Source organism: Oceanobacillus sp. FSL K6-0251, assembly GCF_038004725.1.
GTDB lineage: Bacteria > Bacillota > Bacilli > Bacillales > Amphibacillaceae > Oceanobacillus > Oceanobacillus oncorhynchi.
Genome location: NZ_JBBORS010000001.1, coordinates 3,051,758 through 3,073,640 on the forward strand (window position 1 = coordinate 3,051,758; position 21,883 = coordinate 3,073,640).

The following is a 21,883-nucleotide window of genomic DNA, read 5'->3' on the forward strand; positions in this document are numbered from 1 at the left end:
TGAAAAAGTTGCCACAGTACCTTTTCAGCCATGCAATATAAGAAAAACGTTACGCAAGAACAAGCAGCTAAATTATCCTTGCGTAACGTTTTTTTATTCTGGAAGTTTTTTCTCAAGCGCTGCTCTGGCTGCCTTTTGCTCAGCTTCTTTTTTTGTTCTTCCGTTTCCTTTTCCAGCGGGTTCTCCCTGAATTACAACCTGAGCGATAAACTCTTTATAATGAGAAGGTCCGCGCTCTTCAATAATCTCATACTCAATTTTTCTATCTTTTTGCTGCTGAACGATTTCCTGAAGATGACTTTTATAATCCATCACACTTGTTGACGTATCTACTGTTAATGCAGGGAAAATATGCATATTTAGAAAACGAAGCACCGCATCAAAGCCTTGATCTAAATAAAGTGCTCCTAAAAAGGCCTCAAATGCATCCGCTAGAATGGCAGGTCTTTGACGTCCGCCAGTCTTATCTTCTCCTTTACCTAAAAGGATGTATTTCCCAAAGTCAAATTGTTTTGCAAATACCGTTAAAGACGCCTCACAGACAATAGCTGCACGTAATTTGGTCATCTCTCCCTCAGGCATTTCCTGATTATTCCTATATAAATATTGTGAAACAGCTAATTCCAGTACGGCATCTCCTAAAAATTCCAGCCGCTCGTTATCATTCAGCTTGCTTTTTTTATATTCATTGACATAAGAAGAATGTGTAAATGCTTCCTTTAATAAATCTTTTTGTTGAAAAGTTATTCCTAATTCATTCTCCAGCTGGCTTAATTCCAAATTAATCTCCTTCACCCCCATAAAATAAATGATTTCACACTTTCTAAAGAAACAAATAAACGTTGCCGGAATTCTTTAATACATACAGATACTGACTTATATAACCTTTATTTTACCACATACTTTAATAAATTATTTATTTCATGATTAAGCACGGCCACCAGCACCATCTTTCAATAAGACAGGTAACCACTACGTTAAATAGCTATGGGAAAGCCTCTAAAAAGAAGCTTTCCCATAGGTTGTTTTTATTCATTAAGCTTTGCTGTTTATGTAATCTACAGCATCACCTACTGTATTAATCTTTTCAGCATCTTCATCAGCAATTTCAATATCAAACTCGTCTTCTAATTCCATAACAAGCTCAACAACATCTAGTGAATCTGCTTCAAGGTCATCTTTAAATGAAGCTTCTAAAACTACTTTTTCTTCGTCTACATCCAGACGATCAGAAATAATAGACTTTACTTGTTCAAACACATCTGCCATTACCCGTTCACCTCCTTTCAAAATATATCATTATTTTTTGTTTCACTTTAAAAATTAAAAAGCAGAACGGACATGATGTCCTATTATTGACGCTGGTCACATGATGCGGCCATTTTTAGTCAATGAAAGTGTAACTGAGGTGTTTGCCTAAAGGCTTCGTAAATACCAATTTTTCTTTATTGTTCTGCAATTGTATTACATCACCATTCCACCGTCAATATGAATGGTCTGCCCTGTAATATAATTTGCATCTTCACTTGCTAAAAAGCGGACAACCCGTGCGACGTCTTCCGGTTTGCCTAAGCGCGCTAACGGCACTAATTGCAATAAAGATTCCTGTTGTTCTTCACTTAATAAATCCGTCATATCTGTAGAAATAAACCCTGGTGCAACAGCATTCACTAAGATATTTCGTGAAGCAAGCTCTTTTGCGGTTGTTTTGGTTAAACCAATTACTCCCGCTTTGGCTGCAACATAATTAGCCTGTCCGGGATTTCCGCTTACTCCGACGATGGAAGCTACATTAATAATACGTCCTGATTTTTGCTTCATCATTTGACGGGTGACTGCTTTCGTACATAAGAACGTGCCTTTCAGGTTGGTTTGAATCACCTGATCGAATTCATCTTCTTTCATTCGCATCAATAAATTATCCTTCGTAATACCGGCATTGTTCACCAATATATCGATCGATCCAAATTCTTCCACAGCCTGCTTCATGAGTTGTTTAACAGATTCTTCCTCAGAAATATTTGCCTGTACTTTAACTGCTTTTACTCCGAGCTCCTGAATTTCTCCAACAACCTCTTCTGCTTTTGCTTCACTACCTGAATAGTTTACAATGACATTTGCTCCATTTTTTGACAGTTCCAAAGCAATTGCTCTGCCAATCCCTCTGGAAGCTCCCGTTACTACTGCTGTTTGACCTTGTAACATTATTCTTCCTCCTTGTACCAGCGAATAAACGCGTCGAGTGATTCCTGATCATGTACAGCAAATGTTTTTGTTTTCCGATCGATTTTTTTCAATAATCCACAAAGTACTTTACCTGTACCTACTTCAACAAATGCATCCACATCTTCTTCCAGCATCTTTTGAATCGATTCTTCAAAACGTACCGGCGAGTAGAGCTGCTGTACTAATAATTCTTTCATGGTTTCTTTTTCCGTTACTGCATCAGCTGAAACATTTGCATAAACAGGTGTTTTTGCATCTCCTAGAGCTGTTTCATTTAAATGTGCTGCAAAATCCTCGTTAGCCTGCTTCATCAACCCGGAATGGAACGGTCCGCTTACATTTAGCGGCAATACCCGTTTTGCTCCTGCTTCTTTTAATAATGCAGCTGCTTGTTCCACGCCTGCAACAGAACCGGAAATAACAATCTGCCCCGGACAATTTAAATTGGCAATATCTACAATTTCGTCTTTCACTTGCTCAAGTGCTTCCTGAACCTTGTCCTGACCAAGACCTAACACAGCAGCCATGGTTCCCTGCCCTTTTGGAAATGCCTGTTCCATTAAACGTCCTCTTACTTTAACAAGCTGAATTGCGTCCTGCCATTTGATTGCACCAGCAGCAACTAATGCACTGTACTCCCCCAAGCTATGTCCAACAACCATCGAAGGCTGAATGCCGTTTTCTTCTAAGAGCTTGGATACGGCAACACTGGATAATAATAGTGCCGGCTGTGTATTCTCTGTTTCCGTCAAAGTTTCTTTCGGTCCTTCAAACATAAGTGTCTGGATATCCATATCCAGCACTTCGTTTGCTTCTTGATACAGAGCCTGCACCTGCGGATAAGAGTCATATAAATCTTTCCCCATGCCAACAGCCTGCGACCCTTGTCCCGGGAACATAAATGCAATACGTTTCATTTATTTCTCCTCCTCTTCATTGATCGTTTCAATGGTATTCTGAATCGTTGCGGTCACATTGTTCTCAACCATATAAACTGCCTGCTTCACAGCATTGGTGATTGCCCGGCTTTTGGAAGATCCGTGCGCTTTAATTACTGGTGCAGAAAGTCCAAATAACCCCGCACCGCCATACTCTGAGTAATCTAACCGGTCTTTTATACCTTTCAAGTCATTTTTAACAAGCGCCGCAGCAATTTTGGTTTTTGTGGAAGACATAAAAGCACCTTTTAAAAGAGAAAAGATTGTTTCTGCAACACCTTCCATGGTTTTCAGTGCTACATTCCCGCTAAAGCCATCTGTCACTACAACATCTGCCACACCATTTAATATATCTCTTGCTTCTACATTTCCCACAAAGTGGATAGGAGCATTTTCTAAAAGCTGAAAAGCTTTTTTCGTCAAGTCATTCCCTTTACCATCTTCTGTGCCTACATTTAATAAGCCGACACGAGGTTTTTTGATATTTCTTACTCTCTCCACATAAATAGAACCCATAATAGCGTATTGAAGCAAATGCTCTGGTTTTGCATCTACATTTGCCCCGACATCCAGCATTAAGAATCCTTGCCCGTCCACTGTCGGAAAAGTAGGACTTAATGCAGGACGGTCGATTCCTGGAATACGTCCAACGACAAACAAGCCGGCACTCATTAATGCACCCGTATTCCCTGCAGAAATACAGGCATCTGCCTCTCCGTCTTTGACAGCTTTAGCCATTAAAACAAGCGAAGCATTCTTTTTGCGCCGTACCGCTTTTACAGGTTCATCCTCTGATGTTATTTTTTCATCTGTATGTATGATATTAATTTGCTTGCTGTCCGTTAAAATTGGTTTAATTTGATTTTCATCCCCATAAAGGGTAATTTGTAAATCTTTATTTTCTTTTACAGCTTCCATCGCACCTAACACAATTTCCTTTGGTGCATGGTCGCCTCCCATTGCATCTATCGCTAATCGCATTGATTTATTCTCCTTTGCTTTCACTGGAATGAAACATGAAAAATTCACCTGTAAGCACAGGCTCATTATTAACAAAGCTGTTTACTTCCACGATGGTATACCCCCGCTTGTCCCTTCCTTTAACAGCTGCTTTGGCAATCACTCTTTCGCCTTCCTTAACCTGTCTTTTAAAACGCAGAGTGGACTTTGCAGTTAATGCAAGTTCATCATTAATGACGGCCACAGCTAATGAATTTGCCTGGGCAAACAGATGATGCCCTCTGGCAATTTTATTTCTGGAAAAAACAAACTCTGATGTAATATCGAGCATAGAGATAGCACGCTCATCCAACTCCAAATCAATAATATCCCCGATTACTTCTTCCACTGGCAAAGCTTTGACCGTTTCATTCCATTGCTTTGTAGCAACATGTTTTATCCGTTCACGAAGTTCAGGAATAGACAGCTCCATACGGTCCAGCCGAATCGTTTGAATACTCACTTGAAAATCCTTCGCAAGCTGTTCATCCGTTACAAATGGAGAGCCTTCGATTTTTTCTCTTAATAACGATTGCCGTTCTGCTTTTGATCGTCTCATTTCTATCATCAAACTTTCATCTAATATTTTCAGAGGTGCCGATTCTTTTTATGCCATATTACAATAGCTTCGGAAGGGCATGTAATCGCCGTCCCGGCTCTTGTCCCGATCCGGGAAAAAGAGCGCTTATTGAATACTGCCGATGGTGAAGTTTCGTTTTAAGACTTGGTACTAATAGTAATATATAATAGCATGCTTTTTTATGCAAGTAATCTATTGATTTAACTGCTGTCTCTGCTAATCCAATTTTTCAAGCAGCCCCTCTTCTTCTGATAATATTTCCTTTAAATACTTGTAGTCTTCGGATTGTAATAAATTATTTTCAACAATATGCTGGGCATCCTGGCGCGCGGTTTCCAGCGCGCGGTAATCGTGTACCATGTCAGCTACTTTAAATTCGGGCATACCGCTTTGTTTTCTGCCAAAAAAATCGCCCGGTCCGCGCAATTGCAAGTCCTGTTCGGACAGTTCAAATCCATCACTTGTTTCTGACATGATGCGCATCCGCTCTTTGCCTACTTCCCCTTTGGGTTCTGCAATCAGAATACAGTAACTCTGCTTACTTCCTCTGCCGACTCGCCCCCGGAGCTGATGCAGCTGCGACAAGCCAAAACGTTCTGCATCGTAAATTACCATTACGGTAGCATTCGGAACGTTCACTCCGACTTCGACAACGGTTGTTGAAACTAACACCTTTACCCTGTTATCTGCAAAATCGCGCATTACTTCATCCTTCTCCGCGGAAGATAGGCGGCCATGCATTAAGCCAATTTCCATTTCATTATCGTAGTAAGCTGTCAGCTGATGGTACAGGTCAACAGCGTTTTGAATATCTAATTTATCCGATTCCTCAATAAGCGGACTGATAATATATGCCTGCTCGCCCTGCTTAACCCGCTCTTGAATAAAATCAAGAATCCGTTCAAACATATTTTCCTTCACCCATAATGTTTCAATCTCTTTTCTCCCGGAAGGAAGCTGATTGATAATGGATACATCCATATCGCCAAATGTTGTAATCGCAAGCGTTCTGGGAATCGGGGTTGCTGTCATAAATAAAACATCCGGATCCAGTCCTTTATCTCGCAATGTCCTGCGCTGCGCAACTCCGAAGCGATGCTGCTCATCCACAATTGCTAAGCCTAAAGCCTTAAATAAGACATCCTCCTGAATAAGTGCATGCGTTCCAATCACAATATCAATTTCTTGATTTTCAATTTGCCGGGTCAGCTCTTTTCGTTTTTTCCCCTTCACAGATCCTGTTAACAAAGCAACGTCCGCTCTGCCTTCCAGCATCGTTTGAAAGGATTGGAAATGCTGTTCCGCTAAAATTTCAGTAGGAACCATTAAAGCTCCCTGCTTACCAGCTGTAACAGCAGCGTATAGACAAATTGCCGCAACAGCGGTTTTCCCGGAGCCAACGTCGCCTTGAAGCAGCCGGTTCATTCGATAAGCACTTTTCATATCCTTTAAAATTTCAGTTAATGCTTTTTGCTGCGCATCGGTTAATGTAAACGGCAATGATGTAATAAAACTTTCAACTTTATTCACCTGATAATCCTGTTCATTCCCCTTGGTGGATTCACGATTTATTTTTCGAATCAATTGCATCTTCAGCTGAAACAGCAGAAATTCTTCATAGATAAACCGCCTCCGTGCATGCTTTAAAGCAACCCTGCTCTCCGGAAAATGCATCGTCCTTACTGCAGCTTTCCTTTCCGGAAGCTTATAATTTTCCAAATAAGAAGCAGGAAGAATCTCTGTGATATCGTCCACATGTGAGTCAAGCACCTGCTTGATAAGCTTTTGGAATTTATAAGAAGTTAAATCGCCTTTCAATGAATATACAGGGGTAATGGAATCATTTTCTTCCATTTTTCCTGTTTTATATTTACTGACTGTAATTTGCAGGCGGTGCGCGTCCCATTTTCCTGTTAAGGTAATATCTTGTCCCTGCTGAATCTGTTTCTTTGCGAATGCCCGGTTAAACATAATCGCTTTTACAGCAATCCCTTCCACTTCTACAGTGAAGCTTAACCGTGACTTTTTCTTTCCAAAAAAAGTAAGAGAAGGATTGTAAAGGACCTTCCCTTTAATCGTAACCTTCTCATCATGAACCAGTTCTTGCAGAGGTTTTTCTTCATAGATATCATATCGATACGGGAAATATTGTAATATATCATTCGTCTCGTAAATATGCATGAAGGCAAGCTGTTCTGCTACTTTTTCGCCAATACCTTTCACTTCTAAGATTGATTCATTCATTTCCAACATCCTTTTCTAAACCAAAAGCGCAGAGCGCCCTTGCAGGCTAAGAACGCGACGTCCATGTCGCAACGCCTGCACTAGCACGTCGTGTGCGTCGAAAAACGTAGAGATTGCGCCCCCGGTCTTTGGGGGTGGTTCGACCTTGGTCGAACTTCCTTTATTTAAAGAGATAAAGGAAACACAGTGAGGTAACGAACCGATGTTGACTTTCACCCGCAGGGCATAAGTTCGACTATGGCTCTGTCTGCGCCTGACGGCTTGCCAGTCGCTATGTCTTCTTTATCGTAGGGCGTGACGTGAAATCTCCTAGTTTTTGACGCTCGGAGCTGGCCGCGGCTATTCCTGAATACTATTAAATCCATACTAAAAATTATACTATACTAAAAAATGCAGGAGCTATTGCTATTTCTTATCTTTTCTTCTGTTAGACAGATACCCCAAAGATTTTTTCTTTTAGGAATCGCCCCGTTGGTGTATCAGCCAAGCCGCCTTCCCCTGTTTCACGTAAAGAAGAAGGCATTTGTTTTCCGATTCGATACATTGCTCCAATGACTTCATCACATGGAATACGGCTTTCTACACCCGCTAAAGCTAAGTCTGCAGATACAATAGCAAGAGAGGATCCTCCGGCATTTCTCTTCACACATGGAACTTCTACTAAACCAGCTACCGGATCACATACCAAGCCAAGCATGTTTTTTAATGTCATTGCAAAAGCATGAGCGGACTGCTCTGGTGTACCTCCCGCCATTTCAACGATAGCGGCAGAGGCCATTGCTCCTGCCGACCCGACTTCCGCTTGACACCCGCCTGCTGCACCAGAAATAAACGCATTGTTTGCCACCACGAAGCCGAATGCTCCGGAAGTGAATAAATACCGCACCATTTCTTCTCTCCTCGGATTCAATTGTTCTTTCACCGCAAATAATGTGCCGGGCACACAACCAGCGCTCCCGGCAGTCGGGGTGGCACAAATGATTCCCATGGCTGCATTTACTTCATTTGTTCCCATTGCTTTACTGACCGCGTCCATCATTAAATTACCGGACAGCGGGGTTTTTTCTTTCATATATTTTTGCACTTTCACAGCATCTCCGCCAGTAAGTCCTGTTACGGATTGGACCCCTTTCAGTGCATCCTCGATCGCATTTTCCATAACGACAAGATTTTTTTCCATCTCTGCAAAAACTTCATCTCTCGTTTTTTCTTTTACATCCATTTCTTGTCGTATCATTACTTCTGATATGGGGATGTTTTCTGTTTTTGCCATTTCCACTAACTCTGCAACCGTTCGAAACATCGCAATTCCCCCTTTTTAACTTACAATCTTTGCAATAGAGATAATGTGGTCAGCAGCCTGCAGCTCCTGTAATATAGAATCTTCTATATTCTGATCCACCTCAATAACCATCAGCGCCTCTTTGCCAACGTCTTTTCGATTTACTTCCATATGTCCAATATTCAATTCATATTTTGCCAGAATTCTCGTTACCGATGCAATCGCGCCAAAACGGTCATTATGCATAATTAGAATAGCGGGATGATTCCCGGATAAACGGAGCTCAAAGCCGTTCAATTCTGTAATCTCCACTTTCCCTCCGCCAATAGATATTCCCATCAGCTCTTGCTGTTCTTTGTCATCGCCGATAATCATACGGACTGTATTCGGATGGTCTACTGCTGCACTATCCTCAATAAACTCAATCTCTAATCCTTGTTCTTTCGCCAGCTGCAAAGATTTACTAATTTGCGGGTCATTGGTTTCCATACCTAAAAGGCCGCCGACAAGCGCAAAATCTGTTCCGTGTCCCCGATAGGTTTTAGCGAATGATTCATAAAGATGTATTTTTGCCCAGGCGGGCTGTCTTCCAAATAGGTTCCGGGCCGCTTTTCCAATACGTGCTGCTCCTGCCGTATGTGAACTGGAGGGTCCTACCATAACCGGACCGATAATATCGAATACGGAATTATATTTCATAAAAATAACACCGCCCTGTAATTGTTTTAGCTTTCCACTACTATTATAACAAAAATACGAGTTTCATTCACAATTTATTCATAAAAAAGCAACCATGCGTTCGAATCTCTTACAGTGATCTAGGCTAAATCCTGGGAATATTGACTTTCTGAACATCTTCTTATAATATTCAATTGTGGATAAAGATTTCATTCTTTATTGGGCGGGAGAGGGATAATAATATATTGAGGTTTCCTATGCAACAAAAAAATACGTTAAGAAAAGACATTGTTGCTGGTGTTATCGGTTATCTGACAACGGTATATATCGTCGTTGTAAATGGGAGCATCCTAAGTGAAGCAGGGCTTTCATTAGAAAACGGGATGATAGCAACCATTTTAGCGAGTTTTGCCGGCACTGTCATGATGGGGTTTTTCGGAAAACTTCCTCTCATCTTAATTCCTGGTATGGGGATTAATGCGTTATTTGCATTTTCAATTATTGGAAATAATGGCTTTAGTTTCCATGAAGGTTTAGCTGTTGTCTGTTTAGCAGGACTATTATTTATGGTTACCGCCTTTACAAAGCTCAGCACCATCTTAAAAGAGGCTATACCGGACTCCCTGCAGCACGGGATAACAATCGGATTAGGGTTTTTCTTAATTCTGATCGGTGTTGAAAATAGCGGAATTGTTACAAGCGGAGAACAAACTGTCATTACAATCGGTGATTTTACTTCGCCAACTGTGATTGCAGGACTGATTACATTATTTGTTGCTATCTACCTGTTTGTAAAAGGGGTTCCAGCTAATTTTTTAATCACCATGATTGTTGGTACTTTCATTGCTATGGCATTCAATGTTCCGACAAATGGCGTTTCATCTGTAAGCTTTAACTTGGATGAATTACTATTTATTCCTTCATTTACAGCAATTGGCGACATCTCTTTTTGGCTATCTGTATTTACATTGACTTTAATTTTGAATTTTGAAAACATGGGTACACTATCCAGCCAATTAGATATGCTGAAATCACCTGAATCTTTTCAGAAATCTTATCGGATTACCGCAACATCTTCGTTTCTTTCTGGTATATTTGGGACATCGCCTACAATCTCAAGCGCTGAAAATGCAGCTGTGATAGCATCAGGAGGAAAGACTGGCAGAGCAGCGATAACTGCTGGTTTCTTATTTTTGGCTACGGTGGTATTTATTCCATGGATTTCCATTATTCCTGCAACAGCAATGAGCCCGATTCTAATTATTGTTGGATTCTTAATGGTTCAAAACATGAAATATTTGCCATGGAATCAATTTTCCGAATGTATCCCGGCACTGCTCATTATAGTGATGATTCCATTCACCTATAGTATTGGTGATGGAATGGCATTTGGTTTTATTGCCTATCCTATAGTGCAACTGGCTCTCGGAAAGAGAAATGAAATATCTAAGCCGCTGCTGCTCATATCCACTTTGTTTTTTATCGAGTTTGTTTTAAAGATCGTTGGTATATAAATAAAAGAAGCGTCCAGCCTGATTACAATATCAGAGTGGACGCTTCTTTATTTTTTTTACTCAACCGAGAAAATATAAGAATAGATAGGCTGTTCTCCGCGATGAACTTCAACTTCGATTTCATCATACTTTTCTTCCACATAAGCTTCTAATGCTTCGACTTCTTCTTCAGATACATCTTCTCCTGAAAGAATCGTTAAGATTTCACTGTCCTCCGAAATCATTTTATCAATCAGATCTTGAGCCGTTTCTTGTTTTTCCTTATGTGTTGTTACAATCTTTCCTTCATCAATCCCCATAAAATGCCCTTTAGCAATATCGATGCCATCAATTTGGGTATCCCTTACTGCATAAGTGATTTGCCCGCTCCGTACTTGCTTTCCTGCCTCTTCCATCACAGATTTATTTTCATCCAAAGATGATTCGGGATGGAATGACAGCATAGCACTGATGCCTTGTGGTATCGTTTTAGTCGGAACCACTCTAACATGGTCGCCGGCTAATTCTGCCGCCTGCTCCGCTGCCATTTGGATATTTTTATTATTAGGAAGGATAATGATTTTCTTTGCATTTGCTTTTTCAATTGCATCGGTAATATCCTTCGTGCTCGGGTTCATTGTCTGTCCGCCTTCAATGACTACGGCAGCCCCTAAGTTTTCAAACAGTTCCTTTAATCCATTTCCCATTGCTACAGTCACAATGCCATAAGCGGATTTTTCTTTTGGCGCTTCTTTTTTATCTCCGACAATTGCTGTGTGCTGTTCCCGCATGTTTTCGATTTTCAGATTAATCAAGCTGCCATACTGCTGGGCCAGATTTAAGCACGTGCCTGGAGCTTCAGCATGTACGTGCACTTTTACAATTTCATCATCCGCAACAACAAGGAGGGAATCTCCCCATTCACTTAATTCATTGCGGAAAGTCGTTTCATCAAAAGGATGATCTTTTAATTTTTCATCTTCTAATTTCACCATAAACTCTGTACAATATCCATATACAATATCCTCAGTATTCATGAAATCCTGAGTTACTTTATGATGTTCGGCATTGATCATTTCGTCCATTTTACCAGCAGCATCAGATTCTTCCGGCAGTTCTTCACCCTTTAGCGCAGCAAGAAAGCCTTCATAAATTGTCACCAGACCTTGACCGCCCGAGTCCACGACCCCTACTTCCTTTAAAACAGGCAATAGATCAGGAGTACGTTTTAACGATGCTTTTGCTTCTTTTAAAATTTCTTCCATGAATGCAATGATGTCCAAATTATTATCGGAAATTTCCATTGCTTTATTTCCGGTATCTTTTGCTACGGTAAGAATAGTTCCCTCTACAGGCTTCATAACCGCCTTATACGCTGCATGGACAGCCCCTTCAAAGGCTTCAGCAAAATCTTTTACATAAAGCTCTTTTTTTCCTTCACATGCTTTCGCAAAGCCGCGGAAGATCTGGGATAAAATCACACCAGAATTCCCTCTGGCTCCCATTAATAATCCCTTCGAAAAGGCACTTGTAACTTCATAAACCTTGTCTGTTTCCAGTTTCTTCACTTCATTTGCTCCAGAAGTGATTGTTAAGTTCATATTTGTTCCAGTATCCCCGTCAGGAACAGGGAAAACGTTTAATGCGTCAATTTTTTGTGCATTATTTGAAAGATGGTAAGCTCCGGTCAGCACCATCTGTGATAATAACGCTGCATCTATTTTCTCAACTGCCACATCTTCTCCTCCTTCTGCTCTATTCCTTTTCTACTCGGACACCTTGAATAAATATATTTACCGAATCAATTTCTAAACCTAAGGATTGACTAAGTGTATATTTTACCTGTGATTGCACATTATGTGCCACTTCAGAAATTTTTGTACCATAACTTACAATAATATACAAGTCAATATGTAGCTTCCCGTCTTCTTGACGCACGACAATTCCTTTTGAATAATTCTCTTTGCGCAGTATTTCTGAAATATTATCTTTAATTTGGCTTTTCGATGCCATTCCTACAATTCCATAGCATTCAACAGCTGTTCCACCAGCTATTGTTGCAATAACATCTGTTGTTATCGTAACGAGTCCATCGTTTGTATGCAACTCTATTGACATAACTACAGCTCCTTTTATTACAAAATATGTTTAATCGCTGTCCAAACAAACTGAAGGGGACGAGTTATCGTTGCCCACTTCCATTTAATCATTCGTTTTTCCACCATATATGGTTAAAATTATACTATACGCTCTGCCATTTTAAAAGAGAGCCTGCGAGAATTCGAAAACCTGTCCACTCAACCATTGCCTTCTATTCTATGCAGAAGAAAAACTCCATTATTACAATGGATGATTTTCATTCATCTGTCAAGCAATTTTTCTTTCACAGGATGTTCAAAAAGCACACAGACTTTAACGAATAAAAAAGATTCAATTGCAATATCGGGGAAGTTATGATAAATTAAGTTAGTGGTATACTGATTTTGGAATGTAAGGAGGGAATGACATGGCTAGAAAATGTGTTGTAACTGGACGCCAAACACGTAGTGGTAACCAACGTTCTCACGCTATGAATTCCAACAAGCGTAATTGGAAAGCAAATGTACAAAAAGTACGTATTATGGTAGATGGAAAACCGAAGAAAGTATATGTATCTGCTCGTGCATTAAAATCAGGCAAAGTAGAACGTGTATAATATACGAAAATATGTGCATATGCCTTAAAAACACCATTTTTTACATGGTGTTTTTTTGTGTCTAAAAAAATTTTACTATCATTGGAGAAGTAATAAATACATATCATGGTTATCAGTTTCAGGTTTTTCTCCACAAAGAAATTATTTTCAGCTTTACTTTTTTTTCTTAAATTATCTCTTTCAACTAAACGAATTTCTCTAAATTCCTCTAAAAAATAAGCTTTTGCCGTTAATGACAAAAGCTCGTTTACTATTACTTTTCTTTTTTAAATACACCAATAATCACTTTTACAAATCCGCCTACAAACTTAGGAAGCTTAATCGTATAAAATTTCATTTATAAAGGCCCTCCCTGTTTAACTATCCTATTTGCTCCTAAAGGATGTTCAAAAAGTCCGCTAAAAATGACGTATCGAACTTCTTAATCCCCTTTATCGTAATGTTGAACACTTATCATTAGTTAAACTGCATCATAACTCTTTACTAGTATTAGTATGCCTTTAGAGAAAGAAAAAGTACCTTTTTTTTGACTAAGCTCATTAGATATGCATAAAGATGATCCCCAATGTATCGTTTTATTTTCTAATGGGTATACAAATCCGGTCAATGTTAATCCGGCAGCCACAGGTGTAAATGCTAAAAAAGAAATATAAGAATATCCTTCCTCCTCCACTGAATAGCTGCCCGGCTTCAGCATTTCAATACGGTTCCCCTTATCAAGTATAACCGCACGCTTTCCTTGCTGTAATAATGGGTAAAGCAGCTGCAGATTCATTAATGCATGATCCAGCCTGCCCCCAGTTGCTCCAAACAAGTAAAATTCACTTGCTTCCTTCTTTTTTCCCGTCTCGATAGCAATCTCTAAATCCGTCTGATTCTTCATCACCGGGTGCTTATCAAAAAGCTCCGCATGTTTTTCAATAATAGCATATTCGCTTTCAGTGACAGAATCAAAATCTCCAAGTGCAATGTCTATCGTTATTCCCTGCTCTGCTAAATAAAGTGCCCCGCGATCAGCGCCAATCCAAAAATCCACTTCCTCTTGATAGGTTAACAGATTGGGTAACTGTTCTTTCGGACCATTACCTACAATGCCGACACGCGTCATTGTTTCTCTGCACTCTTGCGAATCACGTCAATGGCTGCTTTTCGGTCACGCTGATTAAAAATAGCACTTCCTGCGACTAATACATCTGCACCATTTTCCGTACATACAGGCGCAGTTTCCTCATTTACTCCGCCATCGATTTCTATTTCAAAGCTTAAGCCCATTTCTTCACGCCAGGAGGCTATCTGGGCAACCTTAGGGACAACTTCTTTAATGAAAGACTGCCCCCCAAAGCCTGGATTCACAGTCATCAATAAAACAAGATCCACTTCCGTTAAAACCGGCTTAATGGCTTCGGCTGAAGTGCCCGGGTTAATAACGACGCCAGGCTTTACACCATGGGAGCGAATCAATTGTAATGTACGGTGCAGATGCACACAGGCTTCTTGATGGACGGTAATGATAGATGCACTTTTAGCAAATTGCGGTATATATGCATCTGGATTTTCTATCATTAAATGAACATCTAACGGCAAATTTGTAATTGGTTTAATCGCATCTGCGATTAAAGGACCAATGGTAATGTTAGGAACAAAATGTCCATCCATGACATCAACATGAATATAATCTGCCCCGGCTTGTTCCACTTCTTTGATTTCTTCTCCAAGCTTGGCAAAATCAGCTGATAAAATAGAAGGTGCTATTTTTGTCATAATTAATACCTCGGCTTTCTCGTTTTAATTTCTTCTAGGAAACGTAAATAATGATCGTATCTGAAGTCAGCTATAGCTCCATCCGAAACAGCTGCTTTCACTGCACATTTGGGTTCTTTATCATGCAAACAGCCCCGAAATTTACAATCCGGCATATGAAGTCTGATTTCAGGAAAACACGGTCCCAAATCTTCCGGCTCTAAATCGGAAAACTCTAACGCACTAAATCCAGGCGTGTCCGCCACAAGCCCTTCTCCAATTGCCAGGAGCTCTACATGCCTTGTGGTATGCTTTCCCCTTCCAAGACTTTTTGAAATCTCAGCTGTTTCCAAATACAGATTTGGATCCAGTGTGTTTAATAACGATGATTTGCCGACGCCGGACTGCCCCGCAAAAACGGTCACCTTATCTTTAAAATAGGGCATTACTTCGGAAATCCATTCCGGCTCTTTGGATGATAACAGCTTCACTTCATAGCCGATCTCCTGATAGGCTGTTTGATATTCCTTAATTCTATCGATTTCTGCTTGCGCTATTAAATCCATTTTTGTAATAAGAATCAAAGGCTGAATATGCTTTGATTCTACAAGGACAAGAAAACGGTCCAGCAATAGCGGATTGAAGTCCGGAGAAGTTGCGGCACTGACAATTCCTACTTGATCAATATTCGCAATAGGAGGCCGAATAAGCTCATTCGACCTGTCTCTTACTTTCATAATGTAGCCTTCCACTTCATTACGAACTTCAAATTCCACAAAATCGCCAACTAGAGGGGTTATTTTTTTATTCCGGAATACCCCTCTGCCCCTGCAAGCATAAACTCCTTCATTTGACTGTACATAGTAGAAGCCGCTTAATGCTTTAATAATTCTTCCTACTGCCATCTACTCTTCCTCTCCATCATAGGATACAGTCCTTTCCGTAATTTCCTCGTCATCTCTGGTGATTCGATACTCGGCATCCGTTCCCGGCGCAATCGTTAATGTGAACGTCACTTCGGTATCTTCTGTTATTGTCTCTTCCCGATATACATCTGAAATATCGTTATTACTGTCACCTATATAGATTCGCACCGTTTGCTCCTCTGGTTCTGCCGGTTCTGTTTCTTCTTCATTCTCTGCATTTGCTTCTTCATTATTGGAATCTTCGTTATTCGAATCTTCATTATTTGTGTCCTCGTTCTCTGCATTCTCTTCATCTGATTCGCTGTTTTGCTCTTCGTCATTATTCCCGTCACCAGATGATTCTTCTTCGTTGTCTTCCTCTTGATTTCCTTCGTTCTCTTCTCCGCCTTCTTCAGCTGATTCCTCTTCATTATTAAGCGTATATGGAACCATATACGAAACAGAATGAGACCGCGGCGGTTCCTCTTCCGGCCCTAAAGAGAAATAAACATCAACGGTAGAACCTTTTTCAATATCTGTTCCTGATTCTGGAGATTGTCTGACAACAAGCCCTTCTTCGACATCATCTGAATGCTCTTCATGCTTATTCATAACCAATTCATTACGATCAACATAAGCTTGTGCTTCTTCTTCACTCATTCCTGTCAGGTTATTAAGGCTCACCATCTCTGGTCCAGCACTGACTTCAAAAATAACCTTCGTATCTGCTGGAACGACAGATGATTCCGGATCCGGCTGCACCTGCGAAATTATCTCGCCGACAGGCTGGTCAGAGTTTCTTTCAAAAGGTGTAATATCTTCAAAACCTTCTTGGTTCAATTGTGCTTCCACCTCTTCAAAATCTTCTCCGACAAAATCACCAAATTCCACTTGTTCTGGCCCTTGGCTGACAAACAGAGTGATTGCTGCCCCTTCTTTAATTGTTCTTCCAGCAACAGGATTGGTTCTCTCCACATATCCGGCCTCAATTTCCTCCGAATTAACCTCTTCTATTTCAACTAGAAGATTTTGACTTTCCAGTGCCTCTCTTGCTTCATCTGCCGGTTCATTTACATAATCGGCTATCGTGACATCTTGAGGCTGCATCGCATACACAACCGCAGCAGTTCCGATACCGATAAGTAATAATAATAGAACCGATATCCAGATAATTTTTTTCTTTTTACTGGCAGGTTTCTTTTTCTTCTTTTCTTTTTTCTTTTTATTGTCATCATCCGGGTAGCTTTTTGTCGGCTCTGTATCCGCTTGATGAACTATCGTCCGTCCTGCTTCTGTATCATCCTCGGACAAATCATCGTCTGTAATAATTGGAATCGCTTTTGTCTCGTCGCCTTCTTCATCCGGAATCGTAAAAGGATCCTCATGTAATTTTTCCGGTGACAATGCAGTTTCAAGAGCTGCCTCAAACTGATAGACATCTTCATAACGATAAAATGAATTTTTAGCTGTTGCCTGCAAAACAATATTCTCTACACTCTGCGGGATATCCGGGTTGATTTCTTTCACAGACGGTGTATCGCTTTGCAAATGCTTTAATGCAATAGATACTGGGGATTGCCCAGAAAAAGGCAATTTCCCAGTCAATAATTCAAACAATACAATACCTAATGAATAAATATCTGATTTTTTTGTTGCCATTCCGCCGCGCGCCTGCTCTGGTGACAGGTAATGAACAGAACCCAGGATAGAATTGGTTTGCGTCAATGCGGTTGCGCTGAGAGCCATCGCAATCCCGAAATCTGTCACTTTCGCCTGGCCAAAACGGTCAATTAATATATTTTGAGGCTTGATATCACGATGAATAATATCATTTTCATGTGCCAGCGCAATAGCAGAAGCGATCTGTTTCATGATATCCAGCGCTAGGGGAACCTCTATTGGCCCAAACTGCTGAATATACTCCTTTAAAGTCATCCCCTCTACATATTCCATAATCATATACAATACCTGATCGTCTTCACCGACGTCGAAGATATTGACAATATTCGGATGAGAGAGAGAGCTTGCAGATTGCGCTTCACGGTCAAAACGGGCAATAAACTCCTGGTCGTGTACATAGTCGGTACGCAATGCTTTAACAGCTACATCACGCTCAAGAATGGTATCTCTGGCGAGAAAGACATTAGCCATTCCGCCGCCGCCTATTTTTCTCTCGATTCGATAACGGTCATTTAGTAAGTGTCCCGTGTTCATGCAGGTTCACCTGCCTCCGAGCCTGAACCGTCATGTGTTATCAAGATAAGCGATATATTATCTTCTCCACCGCGCTGATTCGCTAAATCAACAAGTTGGCAACCTATCTCATCCATCTCGTTATCTGCCGTAATATGTTGTGCTAATTCCGTTTGACTGAGTTTATCTGACAGACCATCTGAACATAGCAGCAGCCGGTCTCCCGCCTGCCATGTCAGCGTCTTTACATCTGTATCAACTTTGGCGTCTGTCCCCAGCGCACGAATAATGTAATTTTTATAAGGATGGACCTCAGCATCCCCCTCTGTAATCTCGCCTCTTTTTACAAGCTCATTTACAAAGGAATGATCCTCTGTCAGCTGTTCAACCTGACTGCCTCTGGCAATATACAAGCGGCTGTCCCCAATGTGGGCAATCGTAAGGGAATCTCCTATTATCACTACGGCCACAAGGGTTGTCCCCATCCCTTCCAGCTGCTTGTTTTCTTGCGATTTCTGAAAAATTTGTTCATTTGTTTCTTTAATTGTTTGTTGAAACCACTGTTCAATCTCATCTGTGTTTTCAACTTGTTCGGTTTCTTCCCATCTGTTTTTAATATTATCAACAGCCAGCATACTTGCTACATCACCTGCTTGATGACCTCCCATGCCATCAGCAATAATGGCAATTGGCTGCTTGCTTTTATTTTCAAAAACACCGCCTGCATCTTCATTATGATTGCGAACTTGTCCGCAATGCGTTAAGAAAAGTCCTTTCAAGAGCTACTCCCCCTTTACAAATCCAAATATATATCCTTCTCAAATAATACTGATTACTTTTCGTAAATGAATGTCCACAAATAAGATAAAGTGAAACTTCATTTCGCGGGGCTTTTCTCCTCCACGAAATGATAATTAAACTAATCAGACTGTTACTTACTGCTGAAGTCCCGCTTAGAATTTTCGATCCTCTCTTCTCGAATCGGGAATCTTACAAAAGTCCTTCAGTGGGACGAGTAATCGTAGTCCCAGTCAATAACACCTTGATAAAACCGGATTATGCGTTTTTCATTATTTAAATATCCGTATAGACTTCTTTATAATTATGGCACATTCTTCCGTAGATTAAAACTATGCATTCTATAAGTTAAATGAAACTTTTTCCTCTAGTAAACATCCTTTACCTATTCCGTTTGATTCTTGTCAGGAAAAATCCATCTGTCTGAAAATCTTGGGGGAATAGTTGTAATCCTTCTGATGACCAGCCTGGCGCTTGTTTTAATTGTTCGGAAAGGTCCTCTCTAAAGGAGAGGTCCACACTAAATCCATCATTTTTTTCTAAAAATTTCTGGATTACTTGGTTATTTTCTTCTTTGTCAACTGTACATGTGCTGTAAATAAGCAGCCCATCTGGTTTTAAAAGTTTTGCTGCAGCCTGGACAATATCCAGCTGAATGGCTGCAAGACGTTCAATATCTTGCACCTGTTTTTCATATTTTATTTCAGGCTTGCCGTTAATAACGCCTAAGCCGGAACAGGGAGCGTCGATAAGAATCCGGTCAAAGCTTGCTTCTTCATACTTTTCATTCAGTTTTCTGGCATCCCCTTGATGGGCAGATATCGAATGTAAATTCAATACAGCTGCTTTTTCTTCGATTAATTTCACTTTTTTCTGATGCAGATCATAGGCGTGAATATCTCCTTGATCTGTCATTTTCTCTGCAATATGCGTTACCTTTCCCCCCGGCGCACTGCATGTATCCAACACTTTCATACCTGGCTCTAATTTTAATGACTCCGCCGCAAGCATGGAGCTTTGGTCCTGTATAGTTACGAACCCCTCCTGCAAAAGATTTGTTTTAAAGATATTTCCTTTTTCAATCAAAATACCCTGTGGTGAAAATTGGGATGCTGATACCATGAATCCTTCTCTTTCAAGCTGCTCTATAACCGTTTCACGATTTGTTTTCATAGGCTGAATCCGGATAGACATAGGGAAATGCTTTAAATTTTCATGGCACATTGCTTCGGTTCGTTCTTTGCCATACATTTCTATCCATCTTTCAACAAGCCAGAGCGGATGGCTTGTCTCCACTGAGATTCGTTCCACAGGATCCTTTATCAAGGATAGGTCCGGCAGACCGTCCCGCTGCATACTGCGCAATATTCCGTTCACGAAAGAAGCAATACCCTTATGACCGCGTATCTTAGCAATTTCAACGGATTCGTGAAGCACAGCATGATCCGGAATTTTTTCTAAATACACCATCTGGTATACAGACATTCTTAACAGCTGTTTCACCCATACATCTATTTTTTTCTTATTTTTGATAAATGGTGCTAGATAATAGTCAATGGTTATTTGATTTTGTATAGTGCCATAGACTACTTCTGTAAGTAATCTTTTATCTTTTTCAATTAAACCTTTTTGCTTTAATTCCTGATTTAACAGCAGATTGCTGTATCCTTTATCTTTTTCAATCCGAATAAGAACATCAAGCATGGTTTGTCTCAGTTGATATTTCATAATTATTTTATTCTCCTAGTATGACGCCGATTTGAATCCTGTCCTGAGAAGCCTGCAAATAATCTTTTACGTTCATGCGCTTCTTTCCGGCAGGTTGAATCTCCGTTATCTTTATACTTGTTTGCTGTCCGCACTGCACTGTAAAAGAAGAACTGTCCTTCGAGATAATTTCCCCCGCCGGTTTGGACGATGAGCTTTCTGCTGCTTCTTCTCCCCACCAGATTTTCATTACCTTGCCTTGATAGGTAGTAAATGCAACAGGCCAAGGGTGGAGCCCTCTTATTTGATTATAAATCTCTGCGGCGGGTTTATTCCAGTCAATCTTTTCTTGTTCCCGTTTAATGTTTGATGCGAAGGTTGCTAATGCTTCGTCCTGCTTCTGAGGTGTTATTTTAGAAGCAAATAAATCAGGCAGGGTTTGAATAAGCAAGTCTGAGCCAGCTTCTGCCAGCTTATCATGCAATGTTCCGACATGATCGGTGTTTTCTATCTCTACTTCTACCTGCGTCAGGATATCTCCCGCGTCCAGTTTTTCCGCCATATACATGATGGTTACTCCTGTCTTCTGCTTCCCTTGTATAATGGAATAATGAATCGGCGCACCGCCGCGCAGTTCCGGAAGCAGGGAAGCATGTACGTTTATTGCTCCAAATGGTGCTATATCCAGCACCTCCTTAGGCAGGATTTGCCCGTAGGCTGCCGTTATAATCAGGTCCGGCTTTGCATCTGCCAGCGCTTGAAAGTCATTCTTTAGCTTTTCAGGCTGAAATACCTCTATGCCATGTTTTAAGGCTTCTTCTTTGACCGGAGTCGGGGTAATAACTTTTTTTCTTCCTTTCGGCCGGTCCGGCTGGGTTACAACAAGCACAACTTCATAGTTATTTTCGATAATTTTTTGTAAAACAGGGACAGCAAAGTCTGGTGTCCCCATAAAAACGATTCGTTTCAAATTTATTCCCTCATTTCCTTCCAGTTATATAAATTGAAATTAATAGCTACCGCTACAGAAAAACACTACGCTTTCCGTGGGCTTGAGCTCAGCCTCCTCGAAAAAAAGAAGTTCGCTTTTTTTCTGCGGGGTCTTCCCTCCGCGCTTTCCCACAGGAGTCTACGTGTTTTTCTTCCGCTAGTTACTGTTTTCAATCATTATTTCGTCATTTTTATAAAAAAAATAAAGTGTAATTTCTTACTTCAATTTATATAGATTAAATTATGTTCAAAAAGTTCGATAAAAAGGACCGAGAAGATCGAGGCAGCGCAGCATTGAGTAGCGGAACGTATGCTTATAAATACGTGAGCAACTCTTTTAATGGGGCGAGTAATCGCAGCCCCAACGGAAATGCAAGCTAACGAGCTTTCACAGGATATGGTGACTTCTGCGTTG

The 21,883-nt window shown here is 40.6% G+C and carries 21 protein-coding genes; 2 read left to right on the plus strand and 19 right to left on the minus strand.

Annotated features, from left to right (window positions below):
* Nucleotides 1-93: 93 nt before the first annotated feature.
* From rnc to sdaAB, 9 genes are all read right to left on the minus strand, one after another.
* A complete protein-coding gene (gene rnc / locus MKY45_RS15305) occupies nt 94-801 on the minus strand; it encodes a ribonuclease III (protein WP_374705731.1) in 708 nt (235 codons plus the stop codon).
* Nucleotides 802-1,035: 234 nt separating this feature from the next.
* Nucleotides 1,036-1,269 (minus strand): acyl carrier protein, encoded by a 234-nt coding sequence (gene acpP / locus MKY45_RS15310; RefSeq protein ID WP_042535086.1) that lies wholly within the window; start codon nt 1,267-1,269, stop codon nt 1,036-1,038.
* A 195-nt stretch (nt 1,270-1,464) separates the two neighbouring features.
* A complete protein-coding gene (gene fabG, locus MKY45_RS15315) occupies nt 1,465-2,205 on the minus strand; it encodes a 3-oxoacyl-[acyl-carrier-protein] reductase (RefSeq protein ID WP_341173079.1) in 741 nt (246 codons plus the stop codon).
* Nucleotides 2,205-3,143, minus strand: a complete 939-nt coding sequence (gene fabD, locus MKY45_RS15320) for an ACP S-malonyltransferase (protein WP_341173080.1) — start codon at nt 3,141-3,143, stop codon at nt 2,205-2,207. The genes fabG and fabD overlap by 1 nt, the downstream gene beginning before the upstream one ends.
* A complete protein-coding gene (gene plsX, locus MKY45_RS15325) occupies nt 3,144-4,145 on the minus strand; it encodes a phosphate acyltransferase PlsX (RefSeq protein WP_193063360.1) in 1,002 nt (333 codons plus the stop codon). It lies immediately after the preceding gene.
* Nucleotides 4,146-4,149: 4 nt separating this feature from the next.
* Nucleotides 4,150-4,722, minus strand: coding sequence for a transcription factor FapR (gene fapR, locus MKY45_RS15330; protein ID WP_193063358.1), 573 nt, complete (start codon nt 4,720-4,722; stop codon nt 4,150-4,152).
* 237 nt (nt 4,723-4,959) lie between these two features.
* Complete coding sequence (recG, locus tag MKY45_RS15335) at nt 4,960-6,987, minus strand: ATP-dependent DNA helicase RecG (protein ID WP_139089152.1); 2,028 nt, start codon at nt 6,985-6,987, stop codon at nt 4,960-4,962.
* Nucleotides 6,988-7,414: 427 nt separating this feature from the next.
* Complete coding sequence (sdaAA, locus tag MKY45_RS15340; RefSeq protein WP_341173081.1) at nt 7,415-8,290, minus strand: L-serine ammonia-lyase, iron-sulfur-dependent, subunit alpha; 876 nt, start codon at nt 8,288-8,290, stop codon at nt 7,415-7,417.
* Nucleotides 8,291-8,305: 15 nt separating this feature from the next.
* A complete protein-coding gene (gene sdaAB / locus MKY45_RS15345) occupies nt 8,306-8,968 on the minus strand; it encodes an L-serine ammonia-lyase, iron-sulfur-dependent subunit beta (RefSeq protein ID WP_042535097.1) in 663 nt (220 codons plus the stop codon).
* Nucleotides 8,969-9,204: 236 nt separating this feature from the next.
* Here sdaAB and MKY45_RS15350 point away from each other — a divergent pair, with 236 nt between their 5' ends.
* Nucleotides 9,205-10,461, plus strand: a complete 1,257-nt coding sequence (locus MKY45_RS15350; RefSeq protein ID WP_341173082.1) for an NCS2 family permease — start codon at nt 9,205-9,207, stop codon at nt 10,459-10,461.
* Nucleotides 10,462-10,517: 56 nt separating this feature from the next.
* Here the strand turns inward: MKY45_RS15350 and MKY45_RS15355 are convergent, their stop codons facing one another.
* Complete coding sequence (locus MKY45_RS15355; RefSeq protein WP_042535101.1) at nt 10,518-12,176, minus strand: DAK2 domain-containing protein; 1,659 nt, start codon at nt 12,174-12,176, stop codon at nt 10,518-10,520.
* A gap of 19 nt (nt 12,177-12,195) precedes the next feature.
* Nucleotides 12,196-12,558: an Asp23/Gls24 family envelope stress response protein gene (locus tag MKY45_RS15360; RefSeq protein WP_042535103.1), complete on the minus strand. Its 363-nt coding sequence runs from the start codon at nt 12,556-12,558 to the stop codon at nt 12,196-12,198.
* A 388-nt stretch (nt 12,559-12,946) separates the two neighbouring features.
* On the opposite strand from MKY45_RS15360, the gene rpmB reads away from it, so the two are divergent.
* The gene (rpmB, locus tag MKY45_RS15365) at nt 12,947-13,135 is read left to right on the plus strand and encodes a 50S ribosomal protein L28 (RefSeq protein ID WP_010649390.1); all 189 of its coding nucleotides are present in this window, start codon (nt 12,947-12,949) and stop codon (nt 13,133-13,135) included.
* A gap of 253 nt (nt 13,136-13,388) precedes the next feature.
* Here rpmB and spoVM read toward each other — a convergent pair whose 3' ends face one another.
* The 8 genes from spoVM to fmt form a co-directional block, all read right to left on the minus strand.
* Nucleotides 13,389-13,472 carry a stage V sporulation protein SpoVM gene (gene spoVM, locus MKY45_RS15370; RefSeq protein WP_042535106.1) on the minus strand — a complete coding sequence of 28 codons (84 nt, stop codon included), beginning with the start codon at nt 13,470-13,472 and terminating at the stop codon, nt 13,389-13,391.
* A 123-nt stretch (nt 13,473-13,595) separates the two neighbouring features.
* On the minus strand, nt 13,596-14,243 hold the full coding sequence (locus MKY45_RS15375) for a thiamine diphosphokinase (protein ID WP_042535108.1): 648 nt from the start codon (nt 14,241-14,243) through the stop codon (nt 13,596-13,598).
* Nucleotides 14,240-14,896, minus strand: a complete 657-nt coding sequence (gene rpe, locus MKY45_RS15380) for a ribulose-phosphate 3-epimerase (RefSeq protein ID WP_193063355.1) — start codon at nt 14,894-14,896, stop codon at nt 14,240-14,242. The genes MKY45_RS15375 and rpe overlap by 4 nt, the downstream gene beginning before the upstream one ends.
* 2 nt (nt 14,897-14,898) lie before the next feature.
* Nucleotides 14,899-15,780 carry a ribosome small subunit-dependent GTPase A gene (rsgA, locus tag MKY45_RS15385; protein WP_042535112.1) on the minus strand — a complete coding sequence of 294 codons (882 nt, stop codon included), beginning with the start codon at nt 15,778-15,780 and terminating at the stop codon, nt 14,899-14,901.
* Nucleotides 15,781-17,994: a Stk1 family PASTA domain-containing Ser/Thr kinase gene (gene pknB / locus MKY45_RS15390; RefSeq protein ID WP_341173083.1), complete on the minus strand. Its 2,214-nt coding sequence runs from the start codon at nt 17,992-17,994 to the stop codon at nt 15,781-15,783.
* The gene (locus tag MKY45_RS15395; protein WP_341173084.1) at nt 17,991-18,752 is read right to left on the minus strand and encodes a Stp1/IreP family PP2C-type Ser/Thr phosphatase; all 762 of its coding nucleotides are present in this window, start codon (nt 18,750-18,752) and stop codon (nt 17,991-17,993) included. The genes pknB and MKY45_RS15395 overlap by 4 nt, the downstream gene beginning before the upstream one ends.
* Nucleotides 18,753-19,152: 400 nt before the next feature.
* Complete coding sequence (gene rsmB / locus MKY45_RS15400) at nt 19,153-20,499, minus strand: 16S rRNA (cytosine(967)-C(5))-methyltransferase RsmB (RefSeq protein WP_042535118.1); 1,347 nt, start codon at nt 20,497-20,499, stop codon at nt 19,153-19,155.
* Between the two features lie 7 nt (nt 20,500-20,506).
* Nucleotides 20,507-21,448: a methionyl-tRNA formyltransferase gene (fmt, locus tag MKY45_RS15405; RefSeq protein ID WP_175297071.1), complete on the minus strand. Its 942-nt coding sequence runs from the start codon at nt 21,446-21,448 to the stop codon at nt 20,507-20,509.
* Between the last annotated feature and the right edge of the window lie 435 nt (nt 21,449-21,883).